Origin of the sequence: Streptomyces sp. A1277, from assembly GCF_004795015.1 — a bacterium.
Lineage (GTDB): Bacteria > Actinomycetota > Actinomycetes > Streptomycetales > Streptomycetaceae > Streptomyces.
Genome location: NZ_SSBI01000018.1, coordinates 59,008 through 73,072, shown reverse-complemented (window position 1 = coordinate 73,072; position 14,065 = coordinate 59,008). Strand labels below are relative to the sequence as shown.

The 14,065-nt window shown below is 72.1% G+C and carries 10 protein-coding genes; 6 read left to right on the top strand and 4 right to left on the bottom strand.

The window, feature by feature from the left end:
• Window positions 1-300 precede the first annotated feature (300 nt).
• From E6R18_RS14690 to E6R18_RS14680, 3 genes are all read left to right on the top strand, one after another.
• A complete protein-coding gene (locus E6R18_RS14690; RefSeq protein WP_206308285.1) occupies window positions 301-1,218 on the top strand; it encodes a DUF3027 domain-containing protein in 918 nt (305 codons plus the stop codon).
• A 495-nt stretch (window positions 1,219-1,713) separates the two neighbouring features.
• The gene (locus tag E6R18_RS14685) at window positions 1,714-4,923 is read left to right on the top strand and encodes a molecular chaperone Hsp90 (protein ID WP_136317329.1); all 3,210 of its coding nucleotides are present in this window, start codon (window positions 1,714-1,716) and stop codon (window positions 4,921-4,923) included.
• A gap of 179 nt (window positions 4,924-5,102) precedes the next feature.
• Window positions 5,103-6,038 (top strand): hypothetical protein, encoded by a 936-nt coding sequence (locus E6R18_RS14680; protein WP_136317328.1) that lies wholly within the window; start codon window positions 5,103-5,105, stop codon window positions 6,036-6,038.
• Between the two features lie 33 nt (window positions 6,039-6,071).
• Here E6R18_RS14680 and E6R18_RS14675 read toward each other — a convergent pair whose 3' ends face one another.
• Window positions 6,072-8,540 carry an HAD-IC family P-type ATPase gene (locus E6R18_RS14675; RefSeq protein WP_136317327.1) on the bottom strand — a complete coding sequence of 823 codons (2,469 nt, stop codon included), beginning with the start codon at window positions 8,538-8,540 and terminating at the stop codon, window positions 6,072-6,074.
• Between the two features lie 116 nt (window positions 8,541-8,656).
• A complete protein-coding gene (locus E6R18_RS14670) occupies window positions 8,657-8,947 on the bottom strand; it encodes a DUF2530 domain-containing protein (RefSeq protein ID WP_136317326.1) in 291 nt (96 codons plus the stop codon).
• Between the two features lie 186 nt (window positions 8,948-9,133).
• Between E6R18_RS14670 and E6R18_RS14665 the strand changes: the two genes are divergently transcribed.
• Window positions 9,134-10,585 carry an NCS2 family permease gene (locus E6R18_RS14665; protein ID WP_136317325.1) on the top strand — a complete coding sequence of 484 codons (1,452 nt, stop codon included), beginning with the start codon at window positions 9,134-9,136 and terminating at the stop codon, window positions 10,583-10,585.
• A 28-nt stretch (window positions 10,586-10,613) separates the two neighbouring features.
• On the opposite strand, the gene E6R18_RS14660 is transcribed toward E6R18_RS14665, so the two are convergent.
• The gene (locus E6R18_RS14660) at window positions 10,614-10,832 is read right to left on the bottom strand and encodes a hypothetical protein (protein WP_206308284.1); all 219 of its coding nucleotides are present in this window, start codon (window positions 10,830-10,832) and stop codon (window positions 10,614-10,616) included.
• 144 nt (window positions 10,833-10,976) lie between these two features.
• On the opposite strand from E6R18_RS14660, the gene E6R18_RS14655 reads away from it, so the two are divergent.
• Window positions 10,977-11,417 (top strand): MarR family transcriptional regulator, encoded by a 441-nt coding sequence (locus tag E6R18_RS14655; protein ID WP_136317324.1) that lies wholly within the window; start codon window positions 10,977-10,979, stop codon window positions 11,415-11,417.
• A gap of 96 nt (window positions 11,418-11,513) precedes the next feature.
• Window positions 11,514-12,848 (top strand): MFS transporter, encoded by a 1,335-nt coding sequence (locus E6R18_RS14650; protein ID WP_136317323.1) that lies wholly within the window; start codon window positions 11,514-11,516, stop codon window positions 12,846-12,848.
• 208 nt (window positions 12,849-13,056) lie between these two features.
• Here E6R18_RS14650 and E6R18_RS14645 read toward each other — a convergent pair whose 3' ends face one another.
• Window positions 13,057-14,052, bottom strand: coding sequence for an aldo/keto reductase (locus E6R18_RS14645; protein WP_136317322.1), 996 nt, complete (start codon window positions 14,050-14,052; stop codon window positions 13,057-13,059).
• Window positions 14,053-14,065: the final 13 nt, after the last annotated feature.

The window sequence follows — 14,065 nt, the reverse complement described above, 5'->3', positions numbered from 1 at the left end:
GGTGCTCGGGCGGCCTCGCTCAGGCGCGTCGCGGTGCCGGATACGCGGTCGTTCGGGACGGGCAGGTGGGCGGGGAGCGGCGGAGAGGGTAGCGTGCGTAGCGCGCCACCGGCGGTTGTTCTCGGCCGCGCGCCTCTCGGCGATCCCGCAGAATGGATTACGGAAGGCGTGCCCGAGGCTGGCCCAACGGGTGTGGACGTCGACGCGGCCCCCAGGTCCGCTCCGTCCGCGACCGTATGGCCGGAACCGATGGATGTGCTGGCGCGCTCGTGAGACTGGCGTAGGAGAGAAGCGAGACCTGTGAGTGCTGCGACGACGCGAGGCCGTACGGCCCGTACCGCCCGTACCCCTGTGCCCGACCGTTTGTGCGCCGAGGCCGTAGACCTCGCCCGCGCGGCGGCCGAGGAGGCGGCCGCGCCAGGGGTCGTGGGTGAGCATGTGGCCGTGGTCTCCGAGGGGGACCGGGTCGTCACGCACTACTTCGAGTGCGAGGATCCCGGCTACCGGGGCTGGCGCTGGGCCGTGACGGTCGCCCGCGCCTCCCGCGCGAAGAACGTGACGCTGGACGAGACGGTGCTGCTGCCGGGCGGCGACGCGCTGCTCGCGCCGGAGTGGGTGCCGTGGAGCGAGCGGCTGCGGCCGGGCGACATGGGGCCGGGCGACCTGCTGCCCACCGAGGCGGACGACCTGCGCCTGGAGCCCGGGTACACCGGCGCGGACGAGCCCCCGCCGAACTCGGCGGTCGCCTCGGTCACCGGCGAGCTGGCCGACCTCGTCGACGCGGAGGACGCGGAGCTGACGACGCGCCCGGAGCCGCCGCTTCGCGGGTCGATCGCGGCGGTCGCCGACGAGCTGGGCGTGCGGCGGGCGCGGGTGCTGTCCCGGTACGGGCTGCGCGAGGCGGCCGACCGCTGGGACGAGGAGTTCGGCGCGAAGACGCCGATGGCTCAGGCGGCGCCGGCCTCGTGCGTGTCGTGCGCCTTCCTGTTGCCGCTGGCGGGCTCGCTGCGGCAGGCATTCGGGGTGTGCGCGAACGAGTTCGCCCCGGCGGACGGGCATGTGGTGTCGCTGGCGTACGGGTGCGGGGGGCACTCGGAGGCGGCGGTGATGCCGACGCCGCCGAAGCCGGCGCCGCATGCGCTGGACACGGTGCGGGTGGACGAGTACTCGCTGCGGGCGGAGGCCGAAGGGTCCTCGGAGGACCTGGGCCACGCGTAGCCGGGCCTGGGCCCGGGGCCCTGCGGCCTCGGGCGCTCCGGCGGGCCGGTTCTGTCCTCAATCGCCGGACGGGCTTGGTTGTGCTTGCCGTGCTCCGGCGGGCCGGTTCCGTCCTCAATCGCCGGACGGGCTTGGTTGCGCTTGGCGTGCTCCGGTGGGCCGGTTCCGTCCTCAATCGCCGGACGGGCTTGGTTGTGCTTGGCGTGCTCCGGTGGGCCGGTTCCGTCCTCAATCGCCGGACGGGCTTGGTTGTGCTTGCCGTGCTCCGGTGGGCCGGTTCCGTCCTCAATCGCCGGACGGGCTTGATTTGGCCGGCCGGTCTCGATGAGTGCGGCCGGGCGCCGGCGAAACCCCAGCCCGTCCGGCGTTTGAGGACGGAAGCCCTCGGGTGGGGGCCGGCCGCCTGCGGGGGCCGTTGCGCCGGGGGCCGCGACCCGCACCCCCGCGCACCCGGTAGCTTCGGGCGCACACTGGAAGCCGGCAGAGGGAGTACGCGTGGGCATCAATGCGACCGAGGGCGCCGACCCATTCGGCACCGCGCGGCTGCGGCGCGGCGTGCTCGACGCCTGGGGCGCCGGCCCCGCCCGCTTCCGGGAGGACGCCAACGCCGAGGAGGACCTCGCGCTCGGCGGCTACCGCGACCGCCTCGTCGTGGAGCTGGCCCAGAACGCCGCCGACGCCGCCGCCCGCGCCCACGTCCCCGGCCGGCTCCGCCTGACCCTGCACCCGGCGGCGGACGGCGGCCCCGCCGTCCTCGCCGCCGCGAACACCGGCGCCCCGCTGGACGCCACCGGCGTGGAGTCGCTGTCGACGCTGCGGGCCTCCGCCAAGCGCGAGGGCCACGAGGGGGCCGTGGGCCGGTTCGGCGTCGGGTTCGCCGCCGTGCTCGCGGTGAGCGACGAGCCGGCGATCGTCGGCCGGCACGGCGGCGTGCGCTGGTCCCTCGCCGAGGCCCGCGAGCTGGCCCGTGCGGCGGCCGTCGGCAGCCCCGGCCTGGGCGACGAGCTGCGCCGCCGCGACGGCCACGTACCGCTGCTGCGGCTCCCGCTGCCCGCCGAGGGCACCGCGCCGGACGGCTACGACACCGTGGTCGTCCTGCCGCTGCGCGACGGCGTCGCCGAGGACCTGGTGGGCCGGCTGCTGGCCGCCGTGGACGACGCGCTGCTGCTCACGCTGACCGGGCTCGACGAGGTCGTCGTGGAGACCCCGGAGGCCGTACGGACGCTGCGCCGCTCGCAACACGGCCCGTACACCCACATCGAGGACTCCGCGCACGGTACGAACCGCTGGCGCACCGCCGTCCACCACGGCCCCGTCGAGCCGGCCCTGCTCGCCGACCGCCCGCTGGAGGAACGGCTGCGCCCGCACTGGTCGGTGACCTGGGCCGTCCCGGTGGACGCGGACGGCGCCCCGGTCCCTCCCCGTACCGCCCCCGTGGTGCACGCGCCGACGCCCACCGACGAACCGCTCGGCCTGCCCGCGCTGCTCATCGCCTCGCTGCCGCTGGACACCACCCGCAGGCACCCCGCGCCCGGGCCGCTCACCGACTTCCTGGTGGCGCGCGCGGCCGACGCGTACGCGGAACTGCTCGGCGCCTGGGAGCCGGTGTCCGTCGCGACGATCGCCCTGGTGCCGGGCCCGCTCGGGCAGGGCGGGCTGGACGGCGCGCTGCGCGGCGCGATCCTGGAGCGGCTGCCGCGCGTGGCGTTCCTGGAGCCGGCCGCCCCGCGCGACCCGGCCGCCGAGCCGGACCGGTGGGACGGCTGGGACGGGGACGAGGCCGTCCGCAAGGACGCCGTCGCGCTGCGGCCGGTCGAGGCCGAGGTGGTGGAGGGCGTCGGCGCGCAGACCGTCGCGGTGCTCGCCGAGGTGCTGCCCTGCCTGCTGCCCGCCGGGCTTGAGCGGCGCGTCGAGCTGCGCACGCTCGGCGTCGCCCGCGTCCCGCTGACCGAGGCGATCGACCGCCTCGCCGGTCTGGAGCGCGATCCGGCCTGGTGGCGGCGGCTGTACGAGAGCCTGGCCGGGGTCGACCCGGACCGGCTGTCCGGGCTGCCCGTGCCGCTCGCCGGTACGGAGTCCGCCGGGCCCGACCCGGACGTTCCGGCCCGGCCCCGCACCACGATCGGCCCCCGGCAGGTCCTGCTCCCGCTCCCGGACGCGCTGACCGGACCGGTCCTGGACCGGCTCGCCCGGCTCGGGCTGAAGGTCGCCCACCCGGACGCCGCGCACCCGCTCCTGGAGAAGCTGGGCGCCCTGCCCGCGACCCCGCGCGCCGTGCTGACGACCCCGCAGGTACGGACCGCCGTCGCCGGTTCGCTGGACGCGGGCGAGATCTGGGACGAGGACGCGCTCGACGGCGACGAGCTGGCCGACACCGTGCTCACCCTGGTCCGGGACGCCGCCCTGGAGCCGGGCGACGAGCCCTGGCTCGGCGCGCTCGCGCTGCCCGACGAGGACGGCGAACCCGCCCCGGCCGGTGAACTGGTGCTGCCCGGCAGTGCGTTCGCCGCCGTCATGCGTGAGGGCGAACTCGCGCTGTGCGACGAGGAGTTGGCCGAGCGCTGGGGTGAGCAGCCGCTCACCGCCTGCGGGGTGCTCGCCACCTTCGCCCTCGTACGCGCCACCGATGTCGTCCTCGACCCGGACGAACTGGAGCCGCGTGACGGCGACTTCGCCGAACCCGACGACGCCGGGCTGCTCGACGCCGTCGACGTGTGGTGCGAGGACATCCTCGACCAGCTGCCGGACAGCCCCGTGCCGCCCGTCGCCACCGAACTCGTCGCCGTCCGCGACCTGGACCTCGTGGACGACGACGCCTGGCCGCAGGCCCTCGCCCTCCTCGCCCGCCCGCCGCTGCGCGACGCCCTCACCCAGCCGGTGCGGGTGCTGCTCCCGGACGGCACCACGCAGTCCGTGCGCCCGTACACGGCCTGGTGGCTGCGCGGCCACCCGGTGCTCGACGGCCGCCGCCCGGCAGGACTGCGCGCCCACGGGGGCGACCCCCATCTGGCGGGCCTGTACGACTCCGTGGACGCGACCGGCTTCGACGACGCCGAGGTGCTGCGGGCCCTCGGCGTGCGGACCTCGCTCGACGCCCTGCTGGACGAGCCGGGCGGCGCGGCCGAACTCCTCGGCCGGCTCGCCGACGAGGACCGCCCGGTCGGCCCCGTACACCTGCACGGCCTGTACACGGCGCTGGCCGCGCTCGACCCGGAACAGGTCACGCTGCCCGACGAGTTGCGGGCGGTCGTGGACGGCGAGGTGCGGGTGGTGGACGCGGCGGACGCGGTGGTCGCGGACGCGCCGGACCTGCTCCCGCTCACCGAGGGGCTGGGGCTGCTGCCCGTGGCCCCGGCGCACGCGGCGGAGCTGGCCGAGCTGTTCCAGGTGCGGCGGCTCGGTGACAGCGTGGCGGCCGAGGTCACCAGCGACGGCGAGGAGCACGAGGTCCCCGAGCCGGTCCGCGTCCTGCTGGGCCCGGGCACCCCGGCCACGTACGTCGAGCACGGCGAGCTGCGCGCGGGCGGCGTCGAACTGGACTGGCGCCGCACCCCGGACGGCGTGGTGCACGCCGCCACCCTGGAGGGCGTCGCGGCGGGCCTGGCCTGGGCCGCCGGCCAGTGGCCCCGCCGCTTCGAGGTCGCGGCCCTGCTGGAGGACCCGTCCCGGACGCGGGAGCTGGCCCGGGACCGCTGGTTCGACTGAGGTCCGGCCCGGGCGGTGACCGGGCGGCCGGGGAGAATTCACAAAAAAGTCTCAGATTCCGCACAACCCTTCACAGGTGAACTCCGTCTGGTCTGTGGAGCCATCAGGCTCCACAGACAACCTCGGGCCCGCGCGACGACCGTCGCGGCGGGCCCCCTTCTCCACCTTGGGGAACGAACATGCGCATACGTGCCACCGTGGCCGCTGTCAGCGGCGCCCTGGCCCTTTCCGCTCTCGCTCTTCCGTCGGCCGCCCAGGCCGACGGTGCGCACGGTTCGACCGGCAGTGTCGCCGACCTCGCGCGGGCGGCCCAGTCCGCCGCCGCGCACTCCGGCGCGAAGACCGGCGCCCGGTCCGCCGCACCCGCGGCCGAGCCGGCTCCGCTCGCCCTCACCTTCTCCAAGTTCACGATCAACGGCGGCAAGCCGATCGTGGTGGGGACCACGTACACCAAGCGGGTCCCGACCACCTTCACCGTCACGCACGCCGCCGACGTGAACATCTTCGCCAAGGACTTCATGCTGGAGGTCGGGCTCTACCGCGGTTCGTTCGACAAGCCGGCCAACGAGTTCTACGGCGACGACTTCCCCGTCTGCAAGGCGGTGTCCGCCACGGTCGCCACCTGCAAGGGGAACATCGCGGTCTACCCCGAGTTCGACCTGTTCGGCAACGCCGACGCCACGAAGTGGAAGGCCGTGGGCTACGCGGTCGCGCTCAACGGTCAGGACCCGGACGAGGTCGAACCGGGCGACGTCGGCTTCGTCGTCCAGGACAAGCTGGGGACGGCCCTCGTCCAGCGCGCGTCGAAGCTGACCGTCAACGCCTCGCCCGAGCCGGTCAAGAAGGGCAAGACCATCACCGTCACCGGCTGGCTGTCCCGGGCCAACTGGGACGACTTCAAGTACCACGGCTACACCGCCCAGCCCGTCAAGCTGCAGTTCCGCAAGAAGGGCGGCAAGACCTACACCACGGTGAAGACCGTCAAGACGAACAACAAGGGCGACCTGAAGACGACCGTCAAGGCCGCGGTCGACGGCTACTGGCGCTACAGCTTCGCGGGTACGTCCACCACCCCGGCCGTCACGGCCACGGGTGACTACGTCGACGTGAAGTAGACCGGCCGGGGCCGCCGCTTCCCCGTACGGGGACTACACCGGGAAGCGGCGGCCCACCAGCCGCCAGGCGTACTCCAGCACCGCCGACGCGGCCACCGCGATGGCCACCGCCGCCCACGGCATCCGCGTACCCACCAGCTTCAGCGCGAAGAAGTCCTGGAGCCACGGCACCGCGAGCACGATCAGGAAGGCCAGGCCCATCGCGGCCACCAGGCAGATCCGCCACCAGGTGTAGGGGCGGGCGATGATCGCCAGGACCCACATCGAGACCAGGAACAGCGTGAGCGTCGCCGCGCTCGTCTCCGCGTCCAGGGCGCCCGTTCCGGCGTAGTGGTGGCGGGCGATCAGGTACGTCGCGAAGGTCGCGGCGGCCGCGATGACGCCCGAGGGGACCGCGTACCGCATGACGCGGCGCACGAAGTGCGGGTGTGCGCGCTCCTTGTTGGGGGCCAGCGCCAGGAAGAACGCCGGGATGCCGATCGTCAGCGTGGACAGCAGGGTCAGGTGGCGGGGCAGGAACGGGTACTCGACCTGGAAGCAGACCACCAGGACGGCCAGCAGCACCGAGTACACGGTCTTCGTGAGGAACAGGGTCGCGACCCGGGTGATGTTGCCGATCACCCGGCGGCCCTCGGCGACCACGGACGGCAGGGTCGCGAAGCTGTTGTTCAGCAGCACGATCTGGGCGACCGCGCGGGTCGCCTCGGAGCCCGAGCCCATCGAGACCCCGATGTCGGCGTCCTTCAGCGCGAGGACGTCGTTGACCCCGTCGCCCGTCATCGCCACGGTGTGGCCGCGCGACTGGAGCGCGGCGACCATCTCCCGTTTCTGCTGCGGGGTGACGCGGCCGAACACCGCGTTCTCCTCCATCGCGGTCGCCATCTCGTCCGGATCCGTGGGCATCCGGCGCGCGTCCAGGGCGTGTTCGGCGCCCGGCATGCCGAGCTTCGCGGCCACCGCGCCGACCGATACGGCGTTGTCGCCGGAGATCACCTTGGTGGCGACCCGCTGCTCACCGAAGTAGGCGAGGGTCTGCCCGGCGTCGGGCCGCAGCCGCTGCTCCAGGACGACCAGGGCGCCCGGCTCGGCCCCCTCGGCGGCGTCCGGTGCGTCCAGATCGCCGCGCGCCCGCGCCAGCAGCAGCACCCGCAGCCCCTGCTCGTTGAGCTCCCCGACCTCCGCCATGGCCGGGTCGTCCTCGGCCAGCAGCACGTCGGGGGCGCCGAGCAGCCAGGCGGAGGACGTGCCGCCGCCCTCCGCGAAGGCGGCGCCGCTGTACTTGCGGGCGGAGGAGAACGGCAGCGTCCCCGTGACCTCCCAGCCGCCGGCCTCCGGGGCCGGGCAGGCGTCGATGATCGCCTGGAGGCTGGCGTTCGGCCGGGGCTCGGACGCGCCGAAGGCAGCCAGCACGCGGTGCAGGTACGGCTCGTCGGTGCCGTTCAGCGCACGGACCTCGGTGACGTCCATGCCGCCCTCGGTGAGCGTGCCCGTCTTGTCCAGACAGACGACGTCCACCCGGGCCAGGCCCTCGATGGCGGGCAGCTCCTGGACGAGGCACTGCTTGCGGCCGAGGCGTACGACCCCGATCGCGAAGGCGACCGAGGTCAGCAGGACCAGGCCCTCCGGGATCATCGGGACGATGCCGCCGACGGTCCGGGCGATCGAGTCCTTGACGTTGTTGTCCTTGACCACCAGCTGGCTGATGACCAGGCCGATCGCGGTCGGCACCATCATCCAGGTGACGTACTTGAGGATCGTGGAGATGCCGGTGCGCAGCTCGGACCGTACGAGCGTGAAGCGGGACGCCTCCTCGGCGAGCTGTGCCGCGTACGCCTCGCGCCCGACCTTCGTGGCGGTGAACGCCCCGCCTCCCGCGACGACGAAGCTGCCGGACATCACCGGATCGCCGGTCCGCTTGATGACCGGGTCCGCCTCGCCGGTGAGCAGGGACTCGTCCACCTCCAGGCCGTCCGCCTCGGCGACCGTGCCGTCCACGACGACCTTGTCGCCCGGGCCCATCTCGACCAGGTCGCCGAGGACGATCTCCGAGGTGTGGATCTCGGCGGCCGCCCCGTCGCGACGGACCGTGGGCTTGGCCTCGCCGATGACCGCCAGGCTGTCCAGCGTCTTCTTGGCCCGCCACTCCTGCACGATGCCGATACCGGTGTTGGCGATGATCACGAAGCCGAAGAGGCTGTCCTGGATCGGCGCCACGAACAGCATGATCAGCCAGAGCACGCCGATGATGAGGTTGAACCGGGTGAAGACGTTGGCCCGGACGATCTCGGTCAGGGACCGCGAGGAGCGCACCGGTACGTCGTTGACCTCGCCCCGGGCGATCCGCTCGGCGACCTCGGCCGAGGTCAGGCCGCGTGCGGCGGGCGGGTCCGGCAGCTCGACCGGATGGACCGGGTCGAGCTCCGCCCCGGCGTCGATGGTCGCCGGCCGCCCGGAGGGACCGGTTCGCTGCTCTCCGGAGGGGTCGGATGCCCGCTGAGTCATGGTTCAGACGGTACGGGCGGAACGTCCGGCGCACCCGCCGGGGGGTGTGAAGATCAGACCGGGGGAGGAGCGGGATGGTCCCCTGGTCGTACGAAACCGGCGCGGAGGCCCCCCGCTCAGGCGGTGGCGCCCGGCGCTTCGTCCGATCCGGAGCCGTCCGCTGCCGCCGCCGCCCGCTTGAGGGCCGCGTCGCGTCCGCGCACGTACCAGATGCCGATCAGGCCGAGGCCCGCGCCCGCCAGGCAGGTCCACACCCACCACAGGTGGCCGTGGTCGTCGAACCAGCCGTAGAACGGGATCTGTACGAGGAAGAGGACGAACCAGAGGATCGTGCCGCCGGTGATGGTCGCGACGACCGGCCCCTCCAGGGGCTCGGGCGCCTCGTGCTTCGGTGTCCACTTCGCCATGCGGTCAGTGTATGCGGCGCGTATGCAAGTGCCGCCGGGTCAGTCGGCCCAAGGGTCTACGCGCGGAGATAGCGATCTTCGCCTCATGTATTCATACTGAATCTGCTTAGGACTGGCTCGAATTATTCGTGTGAACGTCCAAAGCTGACCACTTTTATCCCCCTCTACGTACGACTGAGGTCATACATGTCCCCCTCGGCCACCGCTCCGGTCGACGCCACGCCCCCGGCTCCTCAGCCCACCGGCGGCCTGGACCGTTTCTTCAAGATCTCCGAGCGGAAGTCGTCGGTAGCCCGCGAGGTCCGCGGCGGATTCGCGACCTTCTTCGCGATGGCCTACATCATCGTGCTGAACCCGATCATCCTGGGCAGCGCGAAGGACATCAACGAGAACTACCTCAACCACGGCCAGCTGGTCACCGCGACCGTGCTGACCGCCGCGTTCTCCACCCTGCTCATGGGCGTCATCGGCAACGTGCCGATCGCGCTGGCCGCGGGCCTCGGCGTCAACACCGTCGTCGCCCTCCAGCTCGCCCCCCGGATGACGTGGCCCGACGCCATGGGCATGGTCGTCCTCGCGGGCATCGTGGTCATGCTGCTGGTCGCGACCGGACTGCGGGAACGCGTGATGAACGCCGTACCGGGCTCGCTGCGCAAGGGCATCGCGATCGGCATCGGCCTGTTCATCCTGCTGATCGGTCTGGTGGACTCGGGTTTCGTCTCGCGCATCCCCGACAAGGCGCTGACCACCGTCCCGCTCCAGCTCGGCGGTGACGGCCGCCTCACCGGCTGGCCGGTCCTGATCTTCGTGCTCGGCGCGCTGCTCACCCTCGTGCTGATCGTACGCAGGGTTCCGGGCGCGATCCTGATCTCCATCGTGGCGATGACCGTCCTCGCGCTGATCATCAACGCGGTCGCCGACCTGCCGGGCGAGGCGTGGGGGCTGACCGTGCCGGAGTGGCCGGGCAATCCGGTCGCCACCCCGGACTTCGGGCTGCTCGGTCACTTCAGCCTGTTCGGCGGCTTCCACAAGGTGGGCGTCCTCACCGGCATCCTGTTCGTCTTCACCGTGCTGCTGTCCTGCTTCTTCGACGCGATGGGCACCATCCTCGGCGTCGGCGACGAGGCGAAGCTGACCGACAAGGACGGCCACTTCCCCGGCATCAACCGGGTGCTGTTCGTCGACGGCATCGGCGTCGCCGCGGGCGGTGCGAGCTCCTCCTCCGCATCGACCTGCTTCGTGGAGTCCACGGCGGGCGTCGGCGAGGGCGCCCGTACGGGCCTGGCGAGCATCGTCACGGGGCTGCTGTTCACGGTGGCGCTGTTCCTCACGCCGCTGGCGACCATGGTCCCCTCGCAGGCGGCCACCCCGGCCCTGCTGGCGGTGGGCTTCCTGATCATCGCGGGTTCCGTGCGGGACATCGACTGGAGCGACTTCACGCTCGCGATCCCGGCCTTCCTCGCCATGGTCATGATGCCGTTCACGTACTCGATCACCAATGGCATCGGCATCGGCTTCATCGCGTTCAGCGTGCTGCGGCTGGCCTCCGGGCGCGGTCGCGAGGTGCCGGTGGCCATGTACGCGGTGTCGGCGGTCTTCGTCTTCTACTACACGATGCCGGCGCTCGGCCTCACGTAAGGGCGGCGTGCGGGGCCGGCCCCGGGGGTCAGGTGACCTCCTCGGCCGGCACCCCGTCCGCCGGGACCTCCATCCCGTAGAACTTCTCCGTCTCGTCGACGGCCGCCTGGAAGCGCTCGTCGAAGTCGTCGCGAATGAGCGTCCGGACCACATAGTCCTGGACGCTCATTCCGCGTTTGGCGGCGTGCTGCTTGAGCCGGTCGAGCAGCTCACCGTCTATGCGCAGGCTGAGCACTGTCGATCCCATGGCAAGCAGGGTTACGTCCCGCGGGCCCACCGTGCGTGATTTTCCGCCGCATACTCACTCGTTCGGGTGATCGATTGTGATCCGGCTCTCGCGCGTGTACCACCAAGTGGTATTTAGGGTAAGTAATGAGTTACGCTAACAAACATGCCTGACCTGATCCACGACAGCGACAGTGCCGCCGCCGTGAGCTCCCTTCGTTCCGCCGTCATGCTGCTCGGCCGGCGCCTCAAGCACCAGCGCGTCGACGAGTCGCTGAGCCCGACCGAGATGTCGGTGCTCGGAACACTCGCCCGTTGCGGTTCGGCCACTCCCGGTGAGCTGGCCCGCAAGGAGCACGTACAGCCGCCGTCGATGACCCGCATCGTCGCGTTGCTCGAATCGAAGGGTCTGGTCAGGCTGGAACCGCACCCCGATGACCGTCGTCAGAAGATGGTCAGCCAGACCGAGCAGGCCGAGGCCATGCTCGCCGAGAGCCGCGACAAGCGGAACGCCTGGCTGACCACCCTCGCGGAAGGTCTGGACGAGGACGAGTGGGCGACGCTGCGCAACGCGGCGCCCGTGCTGGAGAAGCTCGCCCACCTGTAGCGGAAGGGGACGCGCCGGGCAGCACCCGGCGCACCGCCCCCGCCGCCGCATCCCCGTCAGTCAGCACAGAGTCCACGCCCGAGGAGGCGAACCCTTTTGAGTACGGGATCCGGAGCAGACTCCGCCCCCGCACCGACTTCCACCCACGAGAGCAAGCCCGGCGGGACCTTCTCGTCGCTGAAGATCCGCAACTACCGCCTGTTCGCAACGGGCGCCGTGATCTCCAACACCGGTACCTGGATGTCCCGCATCACGCAGGACTGGCTCGTCCTGAGCCTCACCGGGTCCGCCGCCGCCGTCGGCATCACCACGGCACTCCAGTTCCTCCCGATGCTTCTCTTCGGCCTGTACGGCGGCGTCATCGCCGACCGGCTGCCGAAGCGCAAGCTCCTGCTCGTCAGCCAGGCGGCCCTCGGCGCCTGTGGCGTCGTGCTCGCGGTCCTCACGCTCTCCGGCGTGGTCCAGGTGTGGCACGTCTACCTGATCGCGTTCCTGCTCGGCATGGTCACCGTCGTGGACAACCCGGCCAGACAGGCATTCGTCTCCGAGATGGTCGGCCCCGCCCAGCTGCGCAACGCGGTCAGCCTGAACTCGGCGAACTTCCAGTCCGCCCGGCTCATCGGTCCCGCCGTCGCGGGTGTGCTGATCACGACGGTCGGCAGCGGCTGGGCCTTCATGTTCAACGGCCTGTCGTTCCTCGCGCCGCTGGTCGGCCTGATGATGATGCGGACGAGCGAGCTGCACAAGGCCGTCGTCGTGCCGCGCGCCAAGGGCCAGCTCCGCGAGGGGCTGCGCTACGTCTCGGGCCGTCCCGAGCTGGTCTGGCCGATCGTCCTGGTCGGCTTCGTCGGCACGTTCGGTTTCAACTTCCCGATCTGGCTGACGGCCTTCGCGGACGAGATCTTCCACGGCGGCGCCGGGATGTACTCGTTCTTCAACATCCTCATGGCGGCCGGCTCCCTGGCCGGTGCGCTGCTCGCCGCCCGCCGCCGCTCCTCGCGGCTGCGGATGCTGGTCGCCGCCGGTACGGCGTTCGGCCTGCTGGAGATCATCGCGGCGCTCGCGCCGTCCGTATGGATGTTCGCGATCCTGCTCGTGCCGATCGGCATGATCGGCCTGACGACCAACATCAGCGCCAACACCAGCGTCCAGATGGCGGCCGATCCGGCCATGCGCGGCCGGGTGATGAGCCTGTACATGATGGTGTTCGCCGGCGGTACGCCGGTGGGCGCCCCGATCGTCGGCTGGATCAGCGACGCGTACGGCGCCCGCACCGGCATGGTGGTCGGCGGCGCGCTGTCCCTGGTGGCGGCGATCGGTGTCGCCGTGATGCTGGCCCGCGTCGGCGGGCTGCGCCTGAAGGTGGACCTGCGTCCGGGCCGCCCGCACGTGCGCTTCGTCCCGCGCGAAAGACTGGCGACGGCGGCCTGAGAACCGCCCGTGAGCGCGACGCGGCCCCGCCCGGATACCCGGGACGGGGCCGCGTCGCGTTCACGGATGCCGGGCCGGTTACGCTCGTCGGGTGGACCCGAAGACCAGAAACCGCATCATGGCAGCCGTGCTCGTGCTCATGTTCGCCGTCGTCGCCGTGGCGGCCGCCCTCGGCTGACCCAGCCGGGACGGCCGAGGGCGCCGCTTCCTACCAGGCGAAATTCTCCGGCGACGGGCCCGGGCCGGGGAAGATCTCCTCCAGGGCCTCCAGCACCTCCGCCGACAGCTCCAGCTCCACCGCGCGCAGCGCCGAGTCGAGCTGCTCCCGCGTGCGCGGGCCGGAGATCGGGCCGGTGACGCCGGGCCGGGTCAGCAGCCAGGCCAGGCCCACCTCGCCGGGCTCCAGACCGTGCTTGTCCAGCAGGTCCTCGTACGCCTGGATCTGCGCCCGCACCTTCGGGTCGGCCAGCGCCTCGCCGGACCGGCCGGAGGTGGACCGGGCGCCCCCGCCCTCGCGCTCCTTGCGGATCGCGCCGCCGAGCAGCCCGCCGTGCAGCGGCGACCAGGGGATGACCCCGAGGCCGTACTCCTGGGCGGCCGGGATGACCTCCATCTCGGCGCCGCGCTCCATCAGGTTGTAGATGCACTGCTCGCTGACCAGCCCGTAGCTGCCGCGCTGCCGGGCGACCTCGTTGGCCTGGGCGATCTTGTAGCCGGCGAAGTTGGAGGAGCCCGCGTAGAGGATCTTGCCCTGCTGGATCAGTACGTCGATGGCCTGCCAGATCTCCTCGATCGGGGTGGACCGGTCGACGTGGTGGAACTGGTACAGATCGATGTGGTCCGTCTGTAGCCGCTTCAGGCTGGCATCGACGGCCCGGCGGATGTTGAAGGCGGAGAGCTTGTCGTGGTTGGGCCACGCCTCGCCGTCGGGGCCCATGTTGCCGTAGACCTTGGTGGCGAGCACGACCTTGTCGCGGCGGTCGCCGCCCTGCGCGAACCAGGTGCCGAGGATCTCCTCGGTGCGGCCCTTGTTCTCGCCCCAGCCGTAGACATTCGCGGTGTCGAAGAAGTTGACGCCCGCGTCCAGCGCGGCGTCCATGAGGGTGTGGCTGTCGCTCTCGTTGGTCTGGGGGCCGAAGTTCATCGTCCCCAGGACGAGGCGGCTGACTTTGAGTCCGGTGCGTCCGAGCTGCGTGTACTTCATGGACCCCAAGCCA

Bases quoted from the DNA above. Each gene is read 5' to 3' on its own strand.
- E6R18_RS14655 (WP_136317324.1), top strand. From the start codon at position 10,977: ATGCCTGACCTGATCCACGACAGCGACAGTGCCGCCGCCGTGAGCTCC.
- E6R18_RS14675 (WP_136317327.1), bottom strand. From the start codon at position 8,540: ATGACTCAGCGGGCATCCGACCCCTCCGGAGAGCAGCGAACCGGTCCC.
- E6R18_RS14645 (WP_136317322.1), bottom strand. From the start codon at position 14,052: ATGAAGTACACGCAGCTCGGACGCACCGGACTCAAAGTCAGCCGCCTC.
- E6R18_RS14680 (WP_136317328.1), top strand. From the start codon at position 5,103: ATGCGCATACGTGCCACCGTGGCCGCTGTCAGCGGCGCCCTGGCCCTT.
- E6R18_RS14665 (WP_136317325.1), top strand. From the start codon at position 9,134: ATGTCCCCCTCGGCCACCGCTCCGGTCGACGCCACGCCCCCGGCTCCT.
- E6R18_RS14670 (WP_136317326.1), bottom strand. From the start codon at position 8,947: ATGGCGAAGTGGACACCGAAGCACGAGGCGCCCGAGCCCCTGGAGGGG.
- E6R18_RS14660 (WP_206308284.1), bottom strand. From the start codon at position 10,832: ATGGGATCGACAGTGCTCAGCCTGCGCATAGACGGTGAGCTGCTCGAC.